Source organism: Streptomyces sp. NPDC048171 (assembly GCF_043202655.1).
In the GTDB taxonomy this organism is placed as follows: domain Bacteria; phylum Actinomycetota; class Actinomycetes; order Streptomycetales; family Streptomycetaceae; genus Streptomyces.
Genome location: NZ_JBIDAU010000015.1, coordinates 1 through 24,828, shown reverse-complemented (window position 1 = coordinate 24,828; position 24,828 = coordinate 1). Strand labels below are relative to the sequence as shown.

Below are 24,828 nucleotides of genomic sequence, written 5' to 3'. Positions count from 1 at the left end.
AGGACGACCAGCGGGGCCCCGCTCACCGGATGGCCAGGGCGTCGAGGTACGAGGTCACGTTGCGGCGGGTCTCGGCGACCGAGTCGCCGCCGAACTTCTCCGCGACGGCGTCAGCGAGCACGAGGGCCACCATGGCCTCGGCGACGATTCCGGCGGCCGGCACGGCGGACACGTCGGAGCGCTGGTGGTGCGCCTGCGTGGCCTCGCCGGTGGTCACGTCCACGGTCTTCAGGGCGCGCGGCACGGTCGCGATCGGCTTCATCGCGGCGCGCACCCGCAGCAGCTCACCGGTGGTGAGTCCGCCCTCGGTACCGCCGGAGCGGCCGGAGACGCGGCGCAGGCCCTCGGGCGTGTTCACGATCTCGTCGTGGGCCTGGGAGCCGGGCACGCGGGCCAGCTCGAAGCCGTCGCCGATCTCGACGCCCTTGATGGCCTGGATGCCCATGAGCGCGCCCGCGAGCCGGGCGTCGAGCTTGCGGTCCCAGTGGACGTGGGAGCCGAGGCCCACCGGCACGCCGTAGGCGAGGATCTCGACGACGCCGCCGAGGGTGTCGCCGTCCTTGTGGGCCTGGTCGATCTCGGCGACCATCGCCTTCGAGGCGTCCGCGTCCAGGCAGCGCACCGGGTCGGCGTCCAGCTTCTCGACGTCGGCCGGCGTCGGGTACACGCCGTGGGGCGCCTTCGCCGCGGCCAGCTCGACGACGTGGCTGACGATCTCGACGCCGGTGGTCTCCTTGAGGTACGACCGCGCCACGGCGCCGAGCGCCACACGGGCGGCCGTCTCCCGCGCGGAGGCACGCTCCAGGATCGGGCGGGCCTCGTCGAAGCCGTACTTCTGCATGCCCGCGAGGTCGGCGTGGCCGGGGCGGGGCCGGGTCAGCGGGGCGTTGCGCGCCAGGCCGGCCAGCACCTCAGGGTCGACCGGGTCGGCCGCCATGACCTGTTCCCACTTGGGCCACTCGGTGTTGCCCACCATCACGGCGACCGGCGAACCCATCGTCAGGCCGTGCCGGACGCCGCCGAGGAAGGTGACCTCGTCGCGCTCGAACTTCATCCGGGCACCGCGTCCATAGCCGAGCCGACGCCGCGCCAGATGGTCCGCCACCATGTCCGTGGTGATCGGCACGCCGGCGGGCAGTCCCTCCAGCGTCGCGACGAGTGCGGGCCCGTGGGACTCCCCCGCGGTCAGCCAGCGCAACCTGCTCAACGGTGCTCCTCAGTGCTCGCGCCCCGGTATGCCTGCTTACGCGCCTTCTCCGCGTAGGCGACGGCTCGACCGGGTGCGCGGCCCCGGTCCGCCACCTTCGATCCTCCCACGTCCGGCGGCCCGGACCGCCCGCCGGTCCATGGACCGGACGCGGGCCGGTCAGGCGGTGCCGTCCCCCTGCCCCCGTGCCGGGGCGTAGGAGCCGAGGAAGTCGGCACCGCTCTCCCGCCGCTGCGGCGGCGCGTACGGCCCCAGGTGGTCGGCGCCGCTGCCCTGGGCGTACGGTTCCGGCGCGGTGACGGGGTGCGCCGGGCTCGGCGCGCGGCGCCGGTCGATCCTGCGCTTGAGTTTGATCACCCAGCTCGCGACGACGGCGAGCACGATCAGTGCGAGCACCGTGATCTGCACCCAGTCGGGCAGGAAGCCCAGTACGGCGTCGAAGATCTGGGTCTTGACGGAGGCCAGCGGCACACCGGTGTCCATGGTTCGTTCTTCCCCTCCCGTTCCGCCCCCTGCGGAACCGGACGGATCCTAACGGTCCGCGAGCGCGCGTTCTCCCGCTTTTCGCATCGCGGCGAGGGGGGCGGGGGCGCGGCCCGTCATCCGCTCCACCTGGAGGACCGCCTGGTGGACGAGCAGGTCGAGGCCACTGACGACGGCGCCGCCGGACAGCGACCAGCGGGCGGCCAGGGCGGTGGGCCAGGGGTCGTAGAGCACGTCGAAGAGGGTGGCCGGCATCTCGGGGACGGCCGCGGCGAGGGCGTCGGTGGTGCCGGCCGGGGTGGTGGCCACGACCAGCGGGGCGCGCAGCGCCTCCTCGGCGTCCGCCCAGTCCGCGACGCGCACACCGACGTCGAGGCGTTCCGCCCAGCCGCGCATCTCGGCGGCGCGCGCCGCGCTGCGGACGTAGACGGTGATCTCGCCGGTGCAGATCCTGGCCAGTGCGGCGAGCGCGGAGGAGGCGGTGGCGCCGGCGCCCAGGACCGCCGCGCTCTCGACCTTCTCGATGCCGTGCTCGCGCAGGGCGGCGACCATGCCGGGGATGTCGGTGTTGTCGCCGGTCCTGCGGCCGTCGTCGGTGAGGACGACGGTGTTGACCGCGTCCACGGAGGCCGCCGTGTCGCTGATGCCGTCGAGCAGCGGGATCACCGCCCGCTTGAGCGGCATCGTCAGCGACAGCCCCGCCCACTCGGGCCCCATCTGGTCGAGGAAGCCGGGCAGCGCGGCCTCGTCGACGTCGAAGCTCTCGTACGTCCAGTCCGCGAGCCCCAGCTCCGCGTAGGCGGTGCGGTGCAGTACCGGCGAGAGCGAGTGGGCGATCGGGGAGCCGAGAACGGCGGCGCGGCGACGGTCAGTTGCCGGAGCTGGCATCGAACTTTTCCTTCAGCTTCAAGAACTCGTCGTGCGTCTTGGCGAACTCGGTCTTGGCCACGCCGTCCGTGGCCACGAAGTAGATCCAGCCGTCCTTCGTGGGGTTCAGGGCGGCTTGCAGGGCCTCTTCGCCGGGATTGCCGATGGGGCCGGGCGGCAATCCCTTGTTGGTGTAGGTGTTGTACGGGTCCGTGTTGCTGTTGATCTCGGACTCGCTGATGTTGATGTTGCTCTGGCCCTTGAGGTAGTTGAAGGACGAGTCGAACTGGAGCTTCTGGTTCGTCTCGGTGTTGGTGGGTTTGAGCCGGTTGTAGATGACCTCGGACATCTTGCGGAAGTCGTCGTGGGTCTTGCCCTCCGCCTGCAGGAGGCTGGCGACCGTGAGCAGCTCCCACGGATTCTTGAGCCCCAGGCCCTCCGCCTTCTCCTCCAGGCCGATCCGCTGGTACTGCTCGTTGGCCCGGGACACCATCTGCTTCAGCACGTCCTCGGGCTTCTGGCCCTTGGCCGCCGAGTAGCTGGACGGGTAGAGGAAGCCCTCCAGGGGGTCCTTGACGTTCTTGTGGTTCAGCGCCCAGTCGGGCAGGCCCAGGCTGTCCGCCTCGGTCTTGGCGACCTTGGCGGTGGTGCCTTCCTTCACCCCGAGACGCTTGTCGATCGTCTTGTAGACGTCGACGTTGCGCCTGCCCTCGGCGATGATCAGGTTGCTGCGGCTGCCGGGGCTGAGCAGGAGTTCGACCGCGCTCTCGGCGGACATCTCCTTCTGCAGCGTGTACACGCCGTCCTGGATGCTCTTGCCCCGGGGATTGCTCTGCTGGGCGGCGATGAAGGCGTCGACGCTCTTCACCACGCCCTGCTTCTTCAGCTCCTGGCCGATCGTGGAGCCGCCCGCGCCCTTGGGGATGGTGACGGTGACTTCCTCGCCGTTGCCGTCGCCCGCGAAGTTCGGGGCGGCGCCGAAACGGTCCTGGTAGAACTGGTAGCCGAAATACCCGACGCCCGCCACACCGCCGCCCAGCACCAGACAGACCACCAGGCAGGCACATCCGCTGCGACGTTTCTTCGGCTTGCCGCCACGGCTCCTGCGGTCGCCGCGGCCGTCGTCCGCCGGGTCGTCGTCGCCGTCGGCCTCCCGGCCGGCGAAGAACGCGTGTTCGCCCTCGTCGGGTCCGGGGTCCCAGTCGGTGCGCTGCGGCTCGGGGTCGGTGCGCCGGCGGCCGGGCGGCTCCGGCGGCGGGTACGCCTCCGGCGTGCCGTAGAAGTCGGGCTGTTCGGCCGGGTAGCCGGCGGGAGGCCGGCCGTAGGGATCCGACGGGTCGGCCGGGTACTGCGCGTGGGGATGCGCGCCGGTGTCCCAGTTGCCGTTGTCGTATCCCTGCTGCGGGTGCCCCTGGGGCGCGTACTGCTGCTCGTACTGCTGCTGGTCGTACTGCCGCTGGTCGTACCGCGGCTGACCGTACTGGTCGTACTGCGGCTCGGGGTGCTGCCGCCCGTACTCGTCGTACTGCGGCTGGTTGCCGTACGCGGACTGGCCGCCGTTGCTCCAGTCGCCGTACTGCTGCTGGGCCTGCTGCTGCTCCGGATACTGTGGCTGGCCGCCGTAGGGGGACTGCCCGCCCGCGTGGGCCTGCTGTCCTCCCCATCCGCCGTCCCCGTACAACGGGTCCTCCGGATGCCACGGTTCGGAGCCTGGGCCCCGGCCATAGTCAGTCATCGATCCCCTAGAGCCGCGAGGGGACGGGGGGCGGGGCCTGTGATGGAGGGCCTGCTTCCGTTCCGCCTCTTGCTGTGCGGTGGCTGTTCGAATGCCTCCGCATCGCGCGGAACGTTACCGTACCGCGATCAGATGACCACTTCGACGCCCTCGCCGGGTGGCCTGCCTGACACCCGTTCGGATTCCAGCGCCTGCTGGAGGATGATCACGGCGGCGGCCTGGTCGATGACCGACCGGCCCTTCTTGGACTTCACGCCCGAGGCGCGCAGCCCCTGACTCGCGGTCACCGTGGTCATGCGCTCGTCGACGAGCCTGACCGGCACCGGCGCGATGCCCCGGGCCAGTTCCTGCGTGAAGCGCCGCACCTTGGCCGCGGCCGGGCCCTCGCCCCCCTTGAGGGAGCGCGGGAGCCCGACGACGACCTCGATCGGCTCGTACTCCTCCACCAGCAGTCTGAGCCTGCGGTGCGCGGCGGGCACATCGCGTCCGGGGACGGTCTCCACCGGTGTGGCGAGGATCCCGTCGGGGTCGCAGGAGGCGACCCCGATCCGGGCGTCCCCGACGTCGACGGCCAGGCGGCGGCCGCGGCGCATGGCCGGGCCCTCCGCCTGGTCCCCCGGCTGAGGGTGCTCCGGACCGTTCACTTGGCGGTGTCCGCCACGAGGCGCTCCACGGCGTCCACTGCGTCGCCGATGGCGGCCGGGTTCTGGCCGCCGCCCTGGGCGACGTCCGGCTTGCCGCCACCGCCGCCGCCGAGGGTCTTGGCGGCGGTGCGCACCAGGTCGCCCGCCTTGAGGCCGCGCTCGCGGGCGGCGTCGTTGGTGGCGATGACCGTCAGCGGCTTGCCGTTGACGGTCGTGAACAGGGCCACGACCGCGGCCCGGCCGCCCTGGATGCGACCGCGCACGTCGAGGACCAGCTTGCGCAGGTCGTCGGCGGTGGTGCCGTCCGGGACCTGCCCGGTCACCAGGGCCACGCCGCGTACGTCCTTGGCGGACTCGGCGAGTCCGGCGGCGGCCTGGAGGACCTTCTCCGCGCGGAACTTCTCGATCTCCTTCTCGGCGTCCTTGAGCTTGCCGAGCATCGCGGAGACCTTCTCCGGCAGTTCCTCCGGACGGCCCTTGATCAGCTCCTGGAGCTGGGCGACGACCGTGTGCTCACGGGCGAGGAAGTTGTAGGCGTCCACGCCGACCAGGGCCTCGATGCGGCGCACGCCCGAGCCGATGGACGACTCGCCGAGCAGCTTGACCAGGCCGAGCTGGGCGGTGTTGTGCACGTGGGTGCCGCCGCACAGCTCCTTGGAGAAGTCGCCGATGGTGACGACCCGCACCCGCTCGCCGTACTTCTCGCCGAACTCGGCGATGGCGCCCTGCTTCTTGGCCTCGTCGATCCCCATGACCTCGGCCTGCACGTCGAGATCGCGCGAGAGCACCTCGTTGATCTTCTGCTCGACGTCGGTCATCACCGCCGTCGGCACGGCGGAGGGCGAGCCGAAGTCGAAGCGGAAGCGGCCGGGCTGGTTCTCGGAACCGGCCTGGGCGGCCGTCGGGCCGAGGGCGTCGCGCAGGGCCTGGTGGGTCAGGTGGGTGGCCGAGTGCGCGCGGGCGATGGCGTGACGGCGCCGGTCGTCGATGGAGGCGTGGGCCTTGGCACCGACGGTGACCTCGCCGACCTGGACGACGCCCTTGTGGACGTACACGCCCGGGACCGGCTTCTGGCAGTCCCGGACCTCGATGACGGCGCCGGTGTCGACCCGGATCCGGCCGGTGTCGCCGATCTGGCCGCCGCCCTCGGCGTAGAACGGGGTGCGGTCCAGCACGACCTCGACCTCGTCGCCCTCGGTGGCGGCCGGGGAGGAGGCGCCGTCGACGAGGATGCCGACGATCGTGGACTCGCTCTCGGTGTGGCTGTAGCCGACGAAGTCGGTGGCTCCGGCCTGGTCGGCGATGGCCCGGTAGGCGCCGGCGCCGGCGTGCCCGGTCTTCTTGGCCTGGGCGTCGGCCTTGGCGCGCTCCCGCTGCTCCTTCATCAGGCGGCGGAAGCCGTCCTCGTCCACGGAGAGGCCCTGCTCGGCGGCCATCTCCAGGGTGAGGTCGATCGGGAAGCCCCAGGTGTCGTGGAGCAGGAAGGCCTTGTCGCCGGCGAGCACCGTGCCACCGCCGGCCTTGGTGTCGCTCACGGCGGTGTCGAGGATGTTGGTGCCGGCCTTCAGCGTCTTGAGGAAGGCGTTCTCCTCGGCGAGCGCGACCTTCTCGATCCGCTCCCGGTCGGTGATCAGCTCGGGGTACTGCTGCCCCATCATGGCGATCACGACGTCGATCAGATCCCTGACGACCGGGCCGGTGGCGCCGAGCAGCCGCATGTTGCGGATGGCGCGGCGCATGATGCGGCGCAGCACGTAGCCGCGGCCCTCGTTGCCGGGAGTGACGCCGTCACCGATGAGCATCACGGACGTGCGCATGTGGTCGGTGACCACGCGCAGGGAGACGTCCGAGTCGTGGGCGTCGCCGTAGGCCACGCCCGTCAGTTCGGTGGCCTTGTTGATGACCGCCATGGAGGTGTCGATCTCGTACATGTTCTGCACGCCCTGCAGAATCATGGCGAGGCGCTCCAGGCCGAGGCCCGTGTCGATGTTCTTGCTCGGCAGCTCGCCGAGGATCTCGAACTCCTCCTTGCCGATCCCCTCGCCCCGCTCGTACTGCATGAAGACGAGGTTCCAGATCTCCACGTACCGCTCGTCGTTGACGGCGGGGCCGCCCTCGACGCCGAACTCGGGACCGCGGTCGTAGTTGATCTCGGAGCAGGGGCCGCAGGGGCCGGGGACGCCCATGGACCAGTAGTTGTCCTTCTTGCCGAGGCGCTGGATGCGCTCGGCCGGCACGCCCACGACGTCGTGCCAGATGCGCTCGGCCTCGTCGTCGTCCTTGTAGACGGTGATCCACAGGCGCTCGGGGTCGAGGCCGTAACCGCCCTTGTCCTGGGGGCTGGTGAGCAGCTCCCAGGCGTACTTGATGGCGCCTTCCTTGAAGTAGTCGCCGAAGGAGAAGTTGCCGCACATCTGGAAGAACGTGCCGTGCCGGGTGGTCTTGCCGACCTCTTCGATGTCGGGCGTGCGCACGCACTTCTGCACGCTCGTGGCGCGGTCGAAGGGCGGCTTGACCTCACCGAGGAAGTAGGGCTTGAACGGCACCATGCCGGCCGGGACCAGCAGCAGAGTCGGGTCGTCCGCGATGAGCGACGCCGAAGGGACCACGGTGTGACCGCGCTCCTCGAAGAAGCTCAACCAGCGGCGACGAATCTCGGCCGACTCCATCAGTGGTCCTCATTCCGGTTGTACGAGTACGTCGTCCTGTCGACGTACGTCGGGTTGTTCTCGATGGCGTTGCGGCGCCGGGGTGCGGGGAGTTCGCGGTCGACGGGGGCGTTCAGCCCGAGCGCGTCGTCCAGTTCGGCCTCCCGCTGGGCCATGTTGTCGCGGACGTCGAGGGCGAAGCCGACCGCGCGGTCCTTGAGCCGGGTGCCCGCGTCGAGCGCCTTGTTGGCCGCGGTCGCGGCGAGGCTGTCGGGGGTCAGCTGCTTGAGCTTCCGGTTGACCTTGGTGGTGGCCCAGACACCGGCGGCCATGCCGGTGCCGAACCAGAAGGTACGGCGGAACATCGCTGGATCAGTCCTTCTTCCGCTTCGTCCGCCGCGCGGCCGGAATCGTACGGCCCACGATCACGGTGCGCCGCTCCCTGGCCGGCCCGGCGGGCAGGTCGTCCTTGCGACCGCCGAGTGCCCGGCGCACGCCGTATCCGAACGCCGCGACCTTGACCAGCGGGCCGCCGAAGGTGGAGGCCACGGTGGTGGACAGCGCGGAGGCGTTCGACGTGACCTCCTGGACGTCGGAGGCGATCGCGTCGACCCGGTCGATCTGGGTCTGCGCGGAGCGCACCGCCGACGAGGCGTCGGACAGCAGCGGGACGGCCTGGTCGGTCACGTCCGCCACCAGCTTGGTGGTCGCCCTGAGCGTCTGGGCCAGCCTCGCCAGCGCGACGGCGAGGAAGGAGACCAGGATCGCCCAGAAGACCGCCACCAGGATCCCGGCCACCTCGCCACCGGACACTGTGTGCACCCGCTCCCTGAAAGACGTGCCTGAACATCGGGAAAGTCGTGCACCGAGCCTATCGCGCCGCACGCGGCGCTCCGTACCGGATTCCGTCCGCGCGCGGCGCGATCCGGTCGAGTTGCGCGAAGCGATTGTACGGAGTGAATACGGTTCAGTACGCTCCGTGTCTTATGCGAGACCATCGGCGCGACGGCGTCCCGCACGGCAATCTCCCGCTGGAACTCGACAGTTTCGTGGGGCGAGGGAGGGAACTCGCGCAGCTGGGCCGGGCGCTGGACGCCGGGCGGCTGGTGACCGTCACCGGCGCCGGCGGGGTCGGCAAGTCACGGCTCGCCGCGCGGGCGGGCGCCGGGCGCACACCGCGGGACGGGGTGTGGCGGGTCGAGCTGGCACCGGTGCGGGACGCGGAGTTCGTCGACTACGCGGTCGTGGAGGCGCTCGGCCTCACCGACCACACGACAAGGCTGCCGCGCGAGACCCTGTTCACGTACCTCGCCGAGCGGGACCTGCTGCTGCTCCTGGACGGGGTCGAGCACGTGGTCGACGCCTGTGCCGCGCTGGTGACCGACCTGCTGGGCCGCGCCCCGGGGCTGCGGGTGCTGGCGGTGGGGCGCCGGCCGCTGGGCGTCGCCGGGGAGCTGCTGGTTCCGCTGGCGCCGCTGGGCGCTGAGGAGGCCCTGGAACTGCTGACGGTCCGGGTCCGGCAGCGGAACGTGCCGCGCCGGCCGGCGGGCGGCGACCACGGGGACCGGGGCGAGATGCGTGAGCTGTGCCGGCGCCTGGACGGGATCCCGCTGGCGATCGAGCTGGCGGCGGGGCGGCTCGGCGCCCTGTCGCCGGGGCAGGTGCTGCAACGGCTGGACGACCGCTTCCGGCTGCTGACCGGCGGCGACCGCAGCGCCCTCCCCCGGCACCGGACGCTGCGCACGGCGATCGGCTGGAGCCATGAGCTGTGCACGCCTCAGGAACGCCTGCTGTGGGCGCGGCTGTCGGTGTTCACCGGGGCGTTCGACCTGGAGGCCGCCGAGTACGTGTGCAGCGGCGACGGGCTGCCCGCCGGGGACGTCCTCGACGTGCTCTCGGCGCTGCTCGCGCAGTCCGTGCTGGCCCGCGAGGAGACCCCGGCGGGGGTGCGCTACCGGATGCTCGACACGGTCCGGGCGTACGGCAGCGGCTGGCTGGAGGCGATGGGCGACGCGGCCCGGCTGCGGCGGCGGCACCGGGACTGGTACGTGGGCCTGGCGACCTGGTGCGAGCTGGAGTGGTTCTCGCCGCGCCAGGGCGAGGTCGCGGCGCGGGTGGACGCGGAGCTGCCGAATCTGCGCAGCGCCCTGGAGCACTGCCTGACCGAGCCGGACGCGGCGCACCTGGGCCAGTACCTGGCCGGTGCGCTGTGGTTCCACTGGGTGGGCTGCGGGCGGCTGTCGGAGGGCCGGCGCTGGCTGGAGCAGGCGGTGCGGCTCGACGCGGAGCCCACGGCGGGCGAGCAGTCCCGGCTGAAGGCGCTGTGGGTGCTCGCGTACGTGGCGATCCTCCAGGGCGACACGGTGCCCGCGCTGGCGGCGCTCCAGGAGTGCCGCGAGGAGGCGGAGCGGTCGGCGAACCCCACGGCGGTGGCGTACGCGGAGCACCGCACCGGCTGTCTGGCGCTGGTGACCGACGACATGCCGCGCGCGGAGCGGCTGCTGCGCTCGGCGCTGGAGCGCTACCAGGAGATCGGCGAACTCAACAGCAACGTCCTGATGGGCCAGGTGGAGCTGGCGATGACCCGGGCGTTCCAGGGCGACCTGGAGGACGCGGTGCGGCTGTGCGAGGACGTGCGCCGGGTGTGCGAGGACCACGGCGAGCGCTGGGCCCGGGGCTACGCCCTGTACGTGCTGGCGTACGCGGCCTGGAGCGAGGGCGACCCGGTGCGCGCCCGCGAGCTGCTGGCGGACTGTCTGAGCGGCGCCCACGGATTCCGGGACCAGCTGGGCTCGGTGCTGGCGGTGGAGCTGCTGGCGCTGGTCACGGTGGCGGAGGGCGACCCGGCGGAGGCCGCGGTGCTCCAGGGCGCCGCGGGCCGGATGTGGCCGTCGGTGGGGCTGCGGTTGTTCGGCTCGGCCCACTACAACGCGCCGCACGAGCTGTGCGAGACGGCCGCCCGGGAGCAGTTGGGCGACGAGCGGTACGAGGAGTGCGTCGGGCACGGGGCGCGGCTCGGCCGCCCGGAGGCGGTGTCGCGGGCGCTGCGCAGGCCCGGGGTGCCGGCCTCGCTGCCGGCACCGCGCGGGGCGGGGCCTCGGGCCGCGCCGGGTGCGGACGGCGAAGCCCGCCGCCCCGCCCACCCGTAGGGGTGGGGAGACGGCGGGCCGAGGTACCGCTGGTGGTACTGCGCCGGGGCTGGGATCAGCGGGCGTAGTACTCGACGACGAGCTGCTCGTCGCAGATCACCGGGATCTCCTTGCGGTTCGGCTCACGGTCCAGGCGGAACGCCAGGGCCTTGAGGTTCACCTGGAGGTAGCGCGGGGTCTCGCCGTCGGGGGCGAAGCCACCCTCGCGGGCGATGGTGAAGAGCGTCTTCTCCTTGGAGCGGTCGCGGACCTGCACGACGTCGTCCGGGCGGACGCGGAAGGACGGCTTGTCGACCTTCTGGCCGTTGACCTGGATGTGGCCGTGGACGACCATCTGGCGAGCCTGGTAGATCGTGCGGGCGATGCCCGAACGCAGGACCAGCGCGTCGAGACGGCGCTCGAGCTCGATGACCAGGGCCTCGCCGGTCTTCATGTTGGTCTTGGAGGCACGCTCGTAGGCGCGGACGAGCTGGCGCTCGCTGAGGTCGTACTGCGCGCGCAGACGCTGCTTCTCCAGCAGACGGACCTTGTAGTCCGAGTTCTGCTTGCGGCCGCGGCCGTGCTCGCCCGGCGGGTAGGGGCGGGCCTCGAAGTACTTGACGGCCTTCGGGGTCAGCGCGATGCCGAGGGCACGCGACTTCTTGACCTTGGGGCGGGACTGGTTCGCCACTGTCTGTGTCTCTTTCCTGGTTTTCCGGCTTGTCAGGGTTGAGGGAGGTCGCAATCCGCAGCCGGGGAAACCCGTCCGGTCCCTCGCGGGACCTGCCGGGCAGCCGCTCCCTGGTCTGGGCACATACGTGCAGCACGCGAGTGGCCCACCGGCCGCTCCCGGGACTCCGGGTGGTGGTGGGCTGCCCGCGACACCTATCGACGGTGCGCGACGCTCCTGGAACCCCGAGGGGTTCCGGCTGGTTGTCCCGTTCTGACGGCACGGGACTCAGCGCTTCGGGTGATTCTACAGGCTGCTCAGGACCGCTTGCGACCGAGGTGTCCGCGGGTCCACTCCACGGCGTCCGCGTAGCGGGCCTCGGCGCCGTGCCGGGTGGGCTCGTAGTACGTCCGGTCCTTCAGTTCGTCCGGGGCGTACTGCTGGGCGGCGATGCCCTCCGGCAGGTCGTGCGGGTACACGTACCCCTGCCCGTGGCCGAGCTTGCCCGCGCCCTTGTAGTGGCTGTCCCGCAGATGCGCGGGGACCGGTCCGGCGTGCCCCTTGCGTACGTCGTCCAGGGCGGCGCCGATGGCGGTGGTCGCGGCGTTGGACTTGGGGGCGAGGGCCAGGGCGATGGTGGCGTGGCTGAGGGTGAGGGCGGCCTCCGGGAAGCCGATCATGGCGACGGCCTGGGCGGCGGCGACGGCGACCGGCAGTGCGTTCGGGTCGGCCAGGCCGATGTCCTCGCTGGCGGAGATCATCAGGCGGCGGGCGATGAAGCGGGGGTCCTCGCCGGCCTCGATCATCCGGGCCAGGTAGTGCAGCGCGGCGTCCACGTCGGAGCCGCGGATGGACTTGATCAGGGCGCTGGCGACGTCGTAGTGCTGGTCGCCGTCGCGGTCGTACTTCACCGCGGCCCGGTCGACCGTCTCCTCCAGGGTGGTCAGGGAGACCTCGGACTCGCCCTTGTCGAGCGCGGCCCCGGCGGCGGCCTCCAGGGCGGTCAGGGCGCGGCGGGCGTCGCCGCCCGCGATGCGCAGGAGGTGCTGCTCGGTGTCCTCGGGCAGCCCCACCGCCTCCTTGAGACCGCGCTCGTCGGTCAGGGCTCGGCGGATCAGGCCCCGCACGTCGTCGTCGGTGAGGGGTTCCAGGGTGAGCAGCAGGGAGCGGGAGAGCAGCGGGGAGATCACCGAGAAGTACGGGTTCTCGGTGGTGGCGGCGATCAGGGTGACCCAGCGGTTCTCGACGGCCGGGAGCAGGGAGTCCTGCTGGGCCTTGCTGAAGCGGTGGATCTCGTCGAGGAAGAGGACGGTCTCCTTGCCGTACCCGCCGACCGCGCGGCGGGCGCCGTCGATGACCGCGCGGACCTCCTTGACGCCCGCGGTGATCGCGGACAGCTCCACGAAGCGCTTGTTGGTGGCCTTGGAGACGACGTACGCCAGGGTGGTCTTGCCGGTGCCCGGCGGGCCCCAGAGGATGACGGAGGAGGGACCGGCGGGGCCGGAGCCGCCCTCGCCGACCAGGCGGCGCAAGGGGGATCCGGGCTTGAGCAGGTGCTGCTGGCCGACGACCTCGTCGAGGGTGCGCGGACGCATCCGCACGGCGAGGGGGCTGCCGGTCGGGTCCTTCTCCTGGCGTTCTTCTGCTGCGGCGGTGAACAGGTCGGGCTCCACGCTCTGAACCCTAAATCACGGCACTGACATTGCGCCGGGGCAGGTCAGCTGGTCCAGAAGTCCCACCAGCGCGTAAGGATCATCATGCCGATGATGCCTACGTGCAGCACGGGCAGGACCCAGGTGAACTCGCCGAAGAAGCCGCGCAGCCAGGCCGGCGCGGGCAGGAAGCCCTTGCGGACGTTGAACGACGTCACGTACCAGAACATCAGGATCGTGGCGACCCAGGCGAGGCAGCACCACAGGCACAGCGCGTTGATCCGGTACAGGGACTGGAACTGCAGCCAGGTGCAGAAGCCCACTCCGAAGAGCGTGCCGGCGTTGAAGGTGAGCCAGTACCAGCGCGGGAAGCGGGCGCGGGCGAGCAGGCTGACGCCGACGGCGACGACGATGCCGTAGGTCACCAGGCCGAGCATCGGGTTGGGGAAGCCGAAGACGGCCGCCTGGTCGCTCTCCATGACGCTGCCGCAGGAGACGACGGGGTTGAGACTGCACCCGGGGGTGAAGGTCGTCCCGGCGACCTTGGCCTCGAGCAGCTTGAACTTGTCGAGCGTGATGACCCACGCGGCGAGCAGTCCGGCCGCGCCGGTGATCACCAGCAGCAGCGCGAAGGCGCGGCTGCCGCCCTCGGTGCGCGGTGTTCCGGATGCGGGTTCCGGCGCGGGCTCCGCCACGGTGGAGACGTCCTTCACTGTCGTCTTGCTCATCACGCCGATTCCGTCACTGGTGAGTCGGACCTGCTTCGGGCAGGGCCATTGTGCCGCACCACCCTGTATGGCCACCGTTCGATGAACATATGAACGGTCCGGCGATCACCCCGGAGCGGCTCGTTCCGGCCAACACCCGTTCCCCGGGGGCACGCGCGGACGAACACGCGCGCCCCTGGGGTGACCGGACGTACCGGCGCGCTAGCCGAGCCTGGACTCCAGCTCGGCCACGATCTCGTTGACGCCGATCGCGGTCTGCTCGCCGGACTCCATGTCCTTGAGCTGGACGACGCCGTCGGCCAGGTCGCGCTCGCCCAGGACCAGGGCGTAGCGGGCGCCCGAGCGGTTGGCCGCCTTCATCGCGGCCTTGAGGCCCTTGCCGCCGTAGGAGAAGTCGGCGGCTACGCCGTTCTTGCGCAGCTCGGTGACCTTGGCGAAGAGGATCCGGCGGGCCTCCTCGCCCAGCGGCACCGCGTAGACGGAGGTGGCGGACGGAATGTCCAGTTCGATGCCCTCCGCCTCCAGGGCGAGGACGGTGCGGTCGACGCCGAGGGCCCAGCCCACGGACGGCAGGGACGGGCCGCCGATCATCTCGGAGAGTCCGTCGTACCGTCCGCCGCCGCCCACCGCGGACTGGGAGCCGAGCCCGTCGTGGACGAACTCGAACGTGGTGCGCGTGTAGTAGTCCAGGCCGCGCACCAGCTTCGGGTCGTCCTCGAAGACGACGCCCGCCGCCGTGATCAGGTCGCGCACCTCCTCGTGGTACGCCTTGCAGGCGTCGCACAGGTAGTCGCGCAGCAGCGGGGCGTCGGTGAGCTGCTTCTGGACGTCGGGGCGCTTGTCGTCCAGCACGCGCAGCGGGTTGATCTCGGCCCGGCGCAGGGTGTCCTCGTCCAGGTCGAGGCCGCGCAGGAAGTCCTGGAGCGCGGCCCGGTAGACGGGGCGGCACTCCTGGTCGCCCAGGCTGTTGAGCAGGATGCGGAAGTTCCGCAGGCCCAGCGCGCGGTACGACTGGTCGGCCAGGATGATCAGCTCGGCGTCCAGGGCCGGGTCCTCGGCACCGATCGCCTCGGCGCCGACCTGGGAGAAGTGACGGTAACGGCCCTTCTGGGGGCGCTCGTAGCGGTACTGCGAGCCCGAGTACCAGACCTTGACCGGGAGGTTGCCCGCCTTGTGCAGGTTGGCCTCCAGGACCGCGCGCAGCACGGGGGCGGTCGTCTCCGGGCGCAGGGCGAGCCGGTCGCCGCCCTTGGTCTCGAAGACGTACATCTCCTTGGTCACGATGTCGGTGGACTCGCCGACCCCGCGCGCGAACAGCTCGACGTTCTCGAAGCCGGGCGTCTCGATGTAGCCGTAGCCGGAGTTGCGCAGCGGGGCCGCGATCGCCTCGCGGACCGCCAGGAACTTGGCGGAGTCGGGGGGCAGCAGGTCGTACGTGCCCTTGGGGGCCTTGAAGGTGCTCACGGGAGGTATCTCGTCACATTCCTCGTCGGGGCGCGTCGAAGGCGCCCTGGCCGGCCGCCACCTGCCGCAGATACGGGTTGGTGGCGCGCTCCTGGCCGATGGTCGTGTATTCGTTGTGACCGGGCAGCACCACGGTGGCGTCGTCGAGCGGCAGGACCACGCGGGCCAGGGACTCGAGCATGTCGTCCATGGAGCCACCGGGGAGGTCGGTGCGTCCGATGGAGCCGGAGAACAGCAGGTCGCCCGAGAACAGGACCGGCGGGATGTCCGCCGACTCGGGCAGGCCGAAGGTCACCGACCCCTTCGTATGGCCCGGTGCGTGCGCGACGGTCAGCTCCAGGCCCGCCAGCTCCAGCTCGGCGCCGTCGGTCAGCTCCTTGACGTCGTCCGGCTCCCCGACCGTCAGCTCGCCCATGAGCGGCATGCCGATGGTGCGGCCGATGCCCTTCTCGGGGTCGCTCATCATGTACCGGTCCTCGGGGTGGATCCAGGCGGGCACGTCGTGCGCGCCGCACACCGGGACGACCGAGGCGACGTGGTCGATGTGGCCGTGGGTGAGGACGACGGCGACGGGCTTGAGCCGATGCTTCCTGATCGCTTCCTCGACTCCGGGGGCCGCCTGATGGCCCGGGTCGATGATCACGCACTCCTCACCGGCGGCGGGGGCGACGAGATAACAGTTCGTCCCCCAGGCCCCGGCGGGGAACCCGGCAATGAGCACGATCGTCCTTCGTTTGTGTCGGTACGGGTGGGCTTGCGAACGGGCCGCGCCCATGGTCAGAGCCTACCGGCGGTGCCGTTTCCTCAGCGAACCCATATACGGTACGGGGCTACACGCCCACGGTCGGCTCATCGCACCCACGCGTACCGGTCGGCACACGAAGACGCATGAGGAGAGAAACCGGTGGTCAGCCAGGAGCAGCGGCGGCGTCAGCTCGCCCGGGAGAAGTTCTTGCGGCAGCAGCAGCGACGTACCTCCGCGCGGCGCAAGGCGCGCACCCGCAACGCGGCGATCGCGTCGGTGCTCGGCGTGATTCTGATCGGCAGCGTCGCGCTGTACACGACCGGAGTGGTCCTCAAGGACGACGACGACAAGACGAACGCCAACGCGGAGGTGACGCCGAGCCCTTCGGCGAGCAAGAAGGCCGAGGACCCGTGCGACAAGCCCGCCGAGGGCAAGGTCAAGACGCAGACCTGGAAGAAGGAACCTGCGATGACCATCGACAAGTCGGCGAAGTACGCGATGAAGCTGTCGACGACCTGCGGTGACATAGGGATCGACCTGAAGACGTCGGCGGCGCCGCACACCGTCAACTCGTTCAACTTCCTCGCGGGGAAGGGGTTCTTCGACCACACCCCGTGCCACCGCCTCACCACCAACGGGATCTTCGTGCTCCAGTGCGGCGACCCGACGGGCCAGGGCAACGGTGGTCCGGGCTACAACATCCCGGACGAGAACCTGAAGGACAAGAGCCTCAAGAAGAACACGTACCCGGCGGGCACGATCGCGATGGCGAACACCGGGCAGCCGAACTCCGGCGGCAGCCAGTTCTTCCTCGTGTACCAGGACAGTCCGCTGCCGCCCAGCTACACGCCGTTCGGCACGATCTCCGAGGACGGCATGACCGTGCTCAAGAAGATCGCGGCGGCCGGCGAGAGCACCGGCGCGGGTGACGGAGCGCCCAACGCGACGGTCGTGATCGACAAGGCCACCGTCTCGAAATCCTGACCCTCATCAGCGAAAGTTCGGTCGCGCGGGATGCGGACAGGCCACCCGCCGGTCGCCTATCTTGGCCGTGACGAAACTGTGGACGATGCCCGGGGGAAGCGAATCCCTCCGTCGGCATCATGTGGAGGAGGCGCTGTGAGCAGCGACCCGTGGGGCCGCGTCGACGAGACGGGCACCGTGTACGTGCGTACGGCCGACGGCGAGCAGGTCGTCGGATCCTGGCAGGCGGGCTCCCCCGAGGAGGCGCTGGCCTATTTCGAACGCAAGTACGAAGGCCTGGTTGTCGAGATCGGCCTCCTCGAAAAGCGGGTGAAGACCACCGACCTGTCGGCGAAGGACGCCCAGACCGCCGTCGACCACCTGCGCGAGCAGGTGGACGCGCACCACGCGGTCGGCGACCTGGACGCGCTGCGGGCCCGGCTGGACAAGCTCGTCGGCCTCGTGGAGACACGGCGCGAGGAGCGCAAGGCCCAGCGGGCGAAGCAGTCCGACGAGGCGCGCGGCGCCAAGGAGGCGCTGGTCGCCGAGGCGGAGGAACTGGCGCGCTCCGACCAGTGGCGGGTGGCCGGTGAACGGCTGCGCGCCCTGGTGGACACCTGGAAGGGCCTGCCGCGCCTGGACCGCAAGTCCGACGACGAGCTGTGGCACCGCTTCTCGCACGCGCGCTCGGCGTTCTCCAAGCGCCGCAAGCAGCACTTCGCCCAGCTCGACGCGCAGCGCGAGGAGGCCCGGCAGACCAAGGAACGGCTGGTCTCCGAGGCCGAGGCGCTGTCGAACTCCACGGACTGGGGGCCGACGGCCGCGCGCTACCGCGACCTCATGTCCGAGTGGAAGGCCGCCGGCCGTGCGCAGCGCGAGCACGAGGACGACCTGTGGAACCGCTTCCGCGGCGCCCAGGACGTCTTCTTCGCCGCCCGCGGCTCGGTCTTCGCCGAGCGGGACGCCGAGCAGGCGGAGAACCTGAAGCTCAAGGAGGAGCTGGTCGAGGAGGCCGAGAAGCTCGTCCCGGTCAAGGACCTGAAGGCGGCCCGGGCCGCCTTCCGCTCGGTCAACGAGCGCTGGGAGGCCATCGGCCACGTCCCGCGCGACGCCCGCCCGAAGGTCGAGGGGCGGATGCACGCGGTCGAGCGGGCGCTCCAGGACGCCGAGGAGACCGAGTGGCGCCGGACCAACCCGGAGGCACGCGCGCGTGCCGAGGGGCTGACCGGACAGCTGCAGGCCGCCGTCGACAAGCTGCGCTCCCAGATCGACCAGGCGCGTGCCCAGGGCAACAACGCCAAGGCCGACAAGCTGGAGCGTGAGCTGGAGGGCCGGCAGGCGCTGCTGGACCAGGCGCTGAAGGGCCTGCACGAGTTCGGCGGCTGACACACCCGCGCAGACGAGAGGGGCTCCCGTACGGTGCGTACGGGAGCCCCTCTCGTCTGTGTCGTACGGGCCTGTACGGGCCGCTAGGACGGCCTGCGCGCCGACGTCACCCTGTACACGTCGTAGACGCCCTCCACGCCGCGTACGGCCTTCAGGACGTGCCCGAGGTGCTTCGGGTCGCCCATCTCGAAGGTGAAGCGGGAGGTGGCCACCCGGTCGCGGGAGGTCTGGACCGCCGCGGAGAGGATGTTGACGTGCTGGTCGGACAGCACGCGTGTGACGTCCGACAGCAGCCGGGAGCGGTCCAGGGCCTCGACCTGGATGGCGACCAGGAAGACGGAGGACTGGGTGGGCGCCCACTCGACCTCGAGGATGCGCTCGGGCTCGCGGGAGAGCGAGTCCACGTTCACACAGTCACTGCGGTGGACCGAGACGCCGCTGCCCCGGGTGACGAAGCCGATGATGGGGTCGCCGGGTACGGGCGTACAGCAGCGGGCCAGCTTGACCCACACGTCCTCGACGCCCTTGACGACGACGCCCGGGTCGGCGCTGGTCCGGCGCTTGCGGCCGCGACCGTGGGCCGGCGGGATCGACTCGTCGATCTCCTCGGTCGCGGCTTCCTCGCCCCCGAGCGCCTGGACGAGCTTCTGCACGATGTTCTGCGCGGAGACATGGCCCTCGCCGATCGCCGCGTACAGCGCGGAGATGTCCGAGTAGCGCATCTCGTGGGCGAGGGTGACCAGGGAGTCGCCGGTCAGGATCCGCTGGATCGGCAGGTTCTGCTTGCGCATGGCGCGGACGATGGCGTCCTTGCCCTGCTCGATCGCCTCGTCGCGGCGCTCCTTGGAGAACCAGGCGCGGATCTTGTTGCGGGCACGCGGCGACTTCACGAAGCCGAGCCAGTCCCGGGAGGGGCCCGCGCCGGCCGCCTTGGAGGTGAAGACCTCCACCAGGTCGCCGTTGTCCAGGGTGGACTCCAGCGGGACGAGCCGGCCGTTGACCCGTGCCCCTATGGTGCGGTGACCGACCTCGGTGTGGACGGCGTAGGCGAAGTCCACGGGGGTGGCGCTCGCCGGGAGCGCTATGACGTCGCCCTTGGGGGTGAAGACGAAGACCTCGTTGCGGGAGAGGTCGAAGCGCAGGGACTCCAGGAACTCGCCCGGGTCCTCGGTCTCCTTCTGCCAGTCGAGGAGCTGGCGCAGCCACGCCATGTCGTTGAGGTGGTCGTCCTTGCCCTTGCCGGACGACTTGGGCGCGTCGCTGCGCACCTTGGAGGCGCCGGCGACGGCCTCCTGCTTGTACTTCCAGTGCGCGGCGATGCCGTACTCCGCGCGGCGGTGCATGTCGAAGGTGCGGATCTGCAGCTCGACGGGCTTGCCGCCGGGGCCGATGACCGTCGTGTGCAGCGACTGGTACATGTTGAACTTGGGCATCGCGATGTAGTCCTTGAACCGCCCCGGAACCGGGTTCCAGCGGGCGTGGACCGTGCCCAGCGCCGCGTAGCAGTCGCGGACGGTGTCCACCAGGACGCGGATGCCCACCAGGTCGTAGATCTCCGCGAAGTCACGGCCGCGGACGATCATCTTCTGGTAGACGCTGTAGTAGTGCTTGGGGCGGCCGGTGACGGTCGCCTTGATGCGGGCCGCGCGCAGGTCCTGCTGGACCTCGTCGGTGACGACGGCGAGGTACTCGTCGCGCTTGGGGGCGCGCTCGGCGACCAGGCGGACGATCTCGTCGTACATCTTGGGGTAGAGGATCGCGAAGGCGAGGTCCTCCAGCTCCCACTTGATGGTGTTCATGCCCAGCCGGTGGGCGAGCGGCGCGTAGATCTCCAGGGTCTCGCGCGCCTTCTTCTCCTGCTTCTCGCGCTTGAGGTAGCGCATGGTGCGCATGTTGTGCAGGCGGTCGGCGAGCTTGATGACCAGGACGCGCGGGTCCTTGGCCATGGCGACGACCATCTTGCGCACGGTCTCGGCCTGCGCGGCCTCGCCGAACTTGACCTTGTCCAGCTTGGTGACGCCGTCGACGAGCAGGGTGACCACGTCGCCGAAGTCACGGCGCAGGTCCTCCAGGCCGTACTCGGTGTCCTCGACGGTGTCGTGCAGCAGGCCGGCCATCAGCGTGGCCGGGTCCATGCCCAGCTCGGCGAGGATGGTGGTGACGGCGAGCGGGTGCGTGATGTACGGGTCGCCGCTCTTGCGCTTCTGCCCCCGGTGCCAGCGTTCGGCGACCTGGTAGGCGCGCTCGATCTGGCGCAGGGTGGCCGTCTCGATCTTGGGGTCGTTGCCGCGCACTATGCGCAGCAGGGGCTCCAGGACCGGGTTGTACGGGTTGGCGCGCTGGACGCCGAGCCGGGCCAGGCGGGCGCGGACGCGGTTGGAGGAACCGGAGCGGGCGGTCTGGCCCGCGGGGGCGCGGACCACCGGCGCGTTCTGCGGGCGCTCCGGCGGCAGCGGCTTCGGGTGCGGCTGCCGCTCGGCGGGCTTGTCGACCGGCCCGGACGAGGCGTGCCTGATCGGCCCACGCGTGTCGTTCTTCGCCTGGGGCGCGCTGGGCGCGGGCTTCGCCGCGGACGCCGAGGCGGACTCGGGCTTTGCGGCGGTCAGTGGCTGGGCCTCGTCTGGCAAGAGGACTCCTCGTGCGCGATCCGGGTCCCCCGGTCAGGCTCCGGAGATCCCATGGTAGCGATCCTGCCCCCGGGGATCGCCTTCAGGCCAATGTGAGGGCCGTCAACCCGGGAAACGCCTGGGGCGGGCGCCGGATTCCTCCGGGCCCGCCCCAGGTGCGCGGTGTGCGCGGTCAGACGGTGAGCAGCGCCTTAAGCGGCGCCCCCGCCAGGGCCGGCTCCAGGCGGGCCCGGCCGCCGAGGAAGCCCAGCTCCATGAGGACGGCGAGGCCGGCGACCTGGGCGCCGGCCCGGCGGATCAGCTCCAGGGACGCCTCGGCGGTGCCGCCGGTGGCGAGGACGTCGTCGACGACCAGCACGCGGTCGCCCGCGTCCAGGTCCTCGGCGTGCACCTCGATCTCGGCGGAGCCGTACTCCAGGTCGTACGCCTGGCCGAGGGTGGCTCCGGGGAGCTTGCCCGCCTTGCGTACGGGGATGAAGCCGAGGCCCGCCCGCAGGGCCACCGGGGCGCCCAGGATGAAGCCGCGGGCCTCCAGGCCGACGACCTTGGTGGCGCCGGTCTGCCCGGCGACCTCGGCGAGCGCGTCGGTCAGGACCGTGAAGGCCGCGGGGTCGGCCAGGAGCGGGGTGATGTCCTTGAACACCACGCCCGGCTCCGGGTAGTCGGCCACGTCCCGGATGCGGCTGAGCAGCAGCTCCGTGATGTCGGTCGTGCCGGTCATCGGCGCTTCCCCGAAGGACGGCCGCGGCCCCGGCCGCGAGAGGCGGGCCGGCTGCGGGGGCCGACGACCGCGGCGGCCGCGTCGTCGGGTTCCTCGTCCTCGTAGGACTCCCCGTCGTCGGCGGACTGCGCGGGCTCGCCCTTGGCGGCGGCCTGGGCGCGCTTGGCCAGGACGCGCTTCTTGAGGGCCTTCATCTGCGGCTCGGCCTCCTTGAGGTCGGCGACGAGCGGCGTGGCGATGAAGATCGACGAGTAGGCGCCCGCGGCGAGACCGACGAACAGCGACAGCGAGATGTCGTTGAGCATGCCGGCGCCGAGGACACCGCCGCCGATGAACAGCAGACCGCCCACCGGCAGCAGCGCGACCACCGTGGTGTTGATGGAGCGGACCAGGGTGCTGTTGATCGAGCGGTTGGCGATCTCGCCGTAGGTCCAGCGGGTCTGTTTGGTGATGTCCCTCGTCTGCTCCTTGAGACTGTCGAAGACGACGACGGTGTCGTAGAGCGAGTAGCCGAGAATGGTCAGCAGACCGATCACCGTGCCCGGTGTGACCTCGAAGCCGACGAGGGCGTAGATGCCGACGGTGATGGTGATGTCGTGGATCAGCGCGACGAACGCGGCGAGTGCCATCCGCCACTCGAACGCGATCGCCAGGTAGATCACCACCAGGACCATGAAGATCCCCAGGCCCTGCCAGGCCTTGTTGGCGATCTGGTCACCCCAGCTGGGGCCGACCAGATCGGCGTTGATCTTCTCGGCGGGGGTGTCCAGGTCCTTGGCGAGCTGCTGCTTGATCTGGTCCGACGCCCCGGTGTCGGTGCCCGCGATCTGGATGCGGAGGCTGCCGTCGCCGAGCTTCTGGACGATCGCGTCGTGCCCGGAGGCGTCCTCCGCGTAGGTCTCCGCCTGGGAGACCGAGGCGCTCATGTTCTTCGGGGTGGTGAAGACCGCGCCGCCCTGGAACTCGATGCCCATGTGCAGGCCCCGCACCGCCAGGCCGACGATGGCCGTGATGGTGATGAGGATCGAGATGCCGTACCAGAGCTTGCGGTTCTTGACGAAGTCGTAGCCGACCTCGCCGTGGTGCAGTCGGGCGCCGAGGTTGCCGAGCTTTCCCATCTCACGCCTCCTTCGGGTCGACGGGGCCGGCGGGACGGGACGTACGGCGGGTGCGGCGCAGCGGCGGCTTGGCGCCCAGGCTCTTCGGGTCGAGGCCGGACCACTTGTGGCCACTGGCGAAGAACTTGCGGCGGGCCATCAGCGTGAGCAGCGGCTTGGTGAAGAGGAACACCACCACCACGTCGAGGAGGGTGGTCAGACCCAGCGTGAACGCGAAGCCCTGCACCTTGCCGACGGTGACGATGAAGAGCACCGCGGCGGCGAGGAACGACACGAAGTCGGAGACCAGGATGGTGCGCCGGGCGCGCGGCCAGGCCCGCTCGACGGCGGGACGCAGCGTGCGGCCCTCCCTGATCTCGTCACGGACCCGTTCGAAGTAGACGATGAACGAGTCCGCCGTGATGCCGATGGCGACGATGGCTCCGCAGACGGCCGGCAGGTTCAGCGCGAAGCCGATGGTCGGGCCGAGCAGCGACATGATCACGTACGTCAGGCCCGCGGAGACCAGCAGCGAGGTGACGGCGATGAACGACAGGCCGCGGTAGTAGACCAGCAGGTAGAGGACGACCAGGACGAGGCCGATGGCACCCGCGATCAGACCGGCCTTGAGCTGCTCACCGCCGAGCGCGGCGGTGACGGTGGTGACGCTGTCCTCCTTGAAGGTCAGCGGCAGCGCACCGTAGGAGAGCATGTTGGCGAGGCCCTGGGCCTCTTCCTGGTCGAAGTTGCCGGAGATCTCCGCGCTGCCGCCGGTGAGCGCCTGGCTGACGTACGGGTCGGAGACGACCTCGTTGTCCAGGACGATGGCGAACTGGTTCTGCGGGGACTGGTTCTTCGCCAGCTTGCCGGTGATGTCCGCGAACTTCTTGCCGCCGTCGTCCGTGAACTTCATCGTCACGGTCCAGCCGGCGCCGGTCTGGGTGTTGAGGACGGCCTCGGACTTGTCGATGTCGGTGCCGTCGACCGACGCGGGGCCGAGGACGTACTTCTGCCACTGGCCCTGCGAGTTCTGGCCGCAGGCCACGATCGAGTCGCCCGGCTTGGAGCCCTCGCCGGCCTTGGCGCGGTCGGCCGCCTTCGTGCAGTCCAGCGCCGCGTACTGCTGCTGGAGCTTGGCGTTGGCTTCGTCGCCGGAGGGGCTGCCGCTCGGGGACGGGGAGGCGCCGTCGGAGGTCTTGGCGGACGGGCTGGGGTCGGCCTTGAGGGCGTCGGACGCGGCGCGGCCCTGGCCGGTGGCGCTCGCCGAGGCGGAGTCGGAGGGCGTGGAGCTCGCGCCGTCCTTGTCGGTCGCCTTGTCCTGCCCGTCGGTGGCCTTGTCGGTGGCCTTGTCGCTCGCCTTGTCCGAGGGGTCGCCGGTGGCGCTCGGCGACGGGCTGCCCGTCGCGTTCGCACCGGAGAGCTCGGTGGCTACGACCGGGCGGAAGTACAGCTTGGCGGTGGTGCCGACCTGCTGGCGGGCTTCCTCGGAATTCGTCCCCTTGGGGATGTTGACGATGATGTTCCGGTCGCCCTGGGTCTGGACCTCGGCCTCGGAGACACCCAGACCATTGACACGGCGCTCCATGATGTCGACCGCGGTGTCCATGTTGGTCTTGTTGATCGCGGACTCCTGGCCCGCTTCCGGGACCGCCCGGAGAGTGATACTGGTGCCGCCGGCCAGGTCGATACCGAGACGCGGAGTCGTGTGTCCGGAGGCGAACATGCCTCCGGTGAGCGCCACGATGGCGATCAGAATCAGGGCCAGCGAGCGCCCGGGCCTACTCGGAGCGCTCGCATTCTTTCCCTTTTTAGGTGCTACCACCTTTGCGTACTCCCTCTCGGGCCGCTTCGCGCCGGGGAGGCGTCACCCGCGGCCATCACATGGTGTCCGGATCCGTGCGAGCCACGCGTCACACGGGGTGGGGGGGGGGGGGGGGGGGGGGGGGGGGGGGGGGGGGGCGCCGGCGGGGGGGGGGGGGGGGGGGCGGGGGGGGGGGGCGGGGCGGGCGGCTGCGGGCGCCGCCGGGCGGGCTGGGCGGAGGGCTGCGGTGGGCTGGTGCGGG

General features: G+C 71.0%; 19 protein-coding genes and 1 pseudogene. 3 read left to right on the top strand and 17 right to left on the bottom strand.

Translation table 11 applies throughout. From position 1 onward, the window contains the following. Positions 1 to 22 precede the first annotated feature (22 nt). From aroC to ACGF3J_RS34115, 8 genes are all read right to left on the bottom strand, one after another. Complete coding sequence (gene aroC / locus ACGF3J_RS34150; RefSeq protein ID WP_122617187.1) at positions 23 to 1,207, bottom strand: chorismate synthase; 1,185 nt, start codon at positions 1,205 to 1,207, stop codon at positions 23 to 25. A 159-nt stretch (positions 1,208 to 1,366) separates the two neighbouring features. Continuing rightward, a complete protein-coding gene (locus ACGF3J_RS34145) occupies positions 1,367 to 1,690 on the bottom strand; it encodes a hypothetical protein (protein ID WP_161327851.1) in 324 nt (107 codons plus the stop codon). 48 nt (positions 1,691 to 1,738) lie between these two features. Further along, on the bottom strand, positions 1,739 to 2,578 hold the full coding sequence (locus tag ACGF3J_RS34140; RefSeq protein ID WP_161327850.1) for a shikimate dehydrogenase: 840 nt from the start codon (positions 2,576 to 2,578) through the stop codon (positions 1,739 to 1,741). Further along, complete coding sequence (mltG, locus tag ACGF3J_RS34135; protein ID WP_161327849.1) at positions 2,559 to 4,292, bottom strand: endolytic transglycosylase MltG; 1,734 nt, start codon at positions 4,290 to 4,292, stop codon at positions 2,559 to 2,561. The genes ACGF3J_RS34140 and mltG overlap by 20 nt, the downstream gene beginning before the upstream one ends. 128 nt (positions 4,293 to 4,420) lie before the next feature. Then, positions 4,421 to 4,885: a Holliday junction resolvase RuvX gene (ruvX, locus tag ACGF3J_RS34130; RefSeq protein WP_202557847.1), complete on the bottom strand. Its 465-nt coding sequence runs from the start codon at positions 4,883 to 4,885 to the stop codon at positions 4,421 to 4,423. A 47-nt stretch (positions 4,886 to 4,932) separates the two neighbouring features. Next, positions 4,933 to 7,605 (bottom strand): alanine--tRNA ligase, encoded by a 2,673-nt coding sequence (gene alaS / locus ACGF3J_RS34125; protein WP_386932698.1) that lies wholly within the window; start codon positions 7,603 to 7,605, stop codon positions 4,933 to 4,935. Next, positions 7,605 to 7,949 carry a hypothetical protein gene (locus ACGF3J_RS34120; protein WP_125490935.1) on the bottom strand — a complete coding sequence of 115 codons (345 nt, stop codon included), beginning with the start codon at positions 7,947 to 7,949 and terminating at the stop codon, positions 7,605 to 7,607. Before ACGF3J_RS34120 ends, alaS begins: the two co-directional genes overlap by 1 nt. Positions 7,950 to 7,956: 7 nt before the next feature. After that, positions 7,957 to 8,406 (bottom strand): DUF948 domain-containing protein, encoded by a 450-nt coding sequence (locus tag ACGF3J_RS34115; protein ID WP_125490934.1) that lies wholly within the window; start codon positions 8,404 to 8,406, stop codon positions 7,957 to 7,959. 164 nt (positions 8,407 to 8,570) lie between these two features. On the opposite strand from ACGF3J_RS34115, the pseudogene ACGF3J_RS34110 reads away from it, so the two are divergent. Then, positions 8,571 to 10,752 (top strand): annotated as a pseudogene (locus ACGF3J_RS34110) (ATP-binding protein); the annotation flags it as partial. Positions 10,753 to 10,788: 36 nt separating this feature from the next. Here ACGF3J_RS34110 and rpsD read toward each other — a convergent pair. From rpsD to ACGF3J_RS34085, 5 genes are all read right to left on the bottom strand, one after another. Then, positions 10,789 to 11,403, bottom strand: a complete 615-nt coding sequence (rpsD, locus tag ACGF3J_RS34105; RefSeq protein WP_007447552.1) for a 30S ribosomal protein S4 — start codon at positions 11,401 to 11,403, stop codon at positions 10,789 to 10,791. 296 nt (positions 11,404 to 11,699) lie between these two features. Further along, positions 11,700 to 13,055: a replication-associated recombination protein A gene (locus tag ACGF3J_RS34100; protein WP_393855546.1), complete on the bottom strand. Its 1,356-nt coding sequence runs from the start codon at positions 13,053 to 13,055 to the stop codon at positions 11,700 to 11,702. Between the two features lie 44 nt (positions 13,056 to 13,099). Further along, entirely contained in the window at positions 13,100 to 13,762 is a 663-nt protein-coding gene (locus ACGF3J_RS34095) for a vitamin K epoxide reductase family protein (protein ID WP_386932701.1), read from the bottom strand. 201 nt (positions 13,763 to 13,963) lie between these two features. Further along, positions 13,964 to 15,226, bottom strand: a complete 1,263-nt coding sequence (gene hisS / locus ACGF3J_RS34090) for a histidine--tRNA ligase (protein ID WP_125490931.1) — start codon at positions 15,224 to 15,226, stop codon at positions 13,964 to 13,966. A 13-nt stretch (positions 15,227 to 15,239) separates the two neighbouring features. Continuing rightward, positions 15,240 to 15,947: an MBL fold metallo-hydrolase gene (locus tag ACGF3J_RS34085; protein WP_393855545.1), complete on the bottom strand. Its 708-nt coding sequence runs from the start codon at positions 15,945 to 15,947 to the stop codon at positions 15,240 to 15,242. A gap of 183 nt (positions 15,948 to 16,130) precedes the next feature. Between ACGF3J_RS34085 and ACGF3J_RS34080 the strand changes: the two genes are divergently transcribed. Then, positions 16,131 to 16,955 (top strand): peptidylprolyl isomerase, encoded by an 825-nt coding sequence (locus ACGF3J_RS34080; protein WP_122617198.1) that lies wholly within the window; start codon positions 16,131 to 16,133, stop codon positions 16,953 to 16,955. 135 nt (positions 16,956 to 17,090) lie between these two features. Continuing rightward, positions 17,091 to 18,320 carry a DUF349 domain-containing protein gene (locus ACGF3J_RS34075; RefSeq protein ID WP_393855544.1) on the top strand — a complete coding sequence of 410 codons (1,230 nt, stop codon included), beginning with the start codon at positions 17,091 to 17,093 and terminating at the stop codon, positions 18,318 to 18,320. A gap of 83 nt (positions 18,321 to 18,403) precedes the next feature. Here ACGF3J_RS34075 and relA read toward each other — a convergent pair whose 3' ends face one another. From relA to secD, 4 genes are all read right to left on the bottom strand, one after another. Beyond that, entirely contained in the window at positions 18,404 to 20,947 is a 2,544-nt protein-coding gene (gene relA / locus ACGF3J_RS34070; RefSeq protein WP_386932708.1) for a GTP pyrophosphokinase, read from the bottom strand. 172 nt (positions 20,948 to 21,119) lie between these two features. Next, entirely contained in the window at positions 21,120 to 21,668 is a 549-nt protein-coding gene (locus tag ACGF3J_RS34065) for an adenine phosphoribosyltransferase (protein WP_161329073.1), read from the bottom strand. Beyond that, positions 21,665 to 22,786, bottom strand: a complete 1,122-nt coding sequence (secF, locus tag ACGF3J_RS34060; RefSeq protein WP_161329074.1) for a protein translocase subunit SecF — start codon at positions 22,784 to 22,786, stop codon at positions 21,665 to 21,667. Before secF ends, ACGF3J_RS34065 begins: the two co-directional genes overlap by 4 nt. A gap of 1 nt (position 22,787) precedes the next feature. Then, a complete protein-coding gene (gene secD, locus ACGF3J_RS34055; RefSeq protein WP_161329075.1) occupies positions 22,788 to 24,587 on the bottom strand; it encodes a protein translocase subunit SecD in 1,800 nt (599 codons plus the stop codon). Between the last annotated feature and the right edge of the window lie 241 nt (positions 24,588 to 24,828).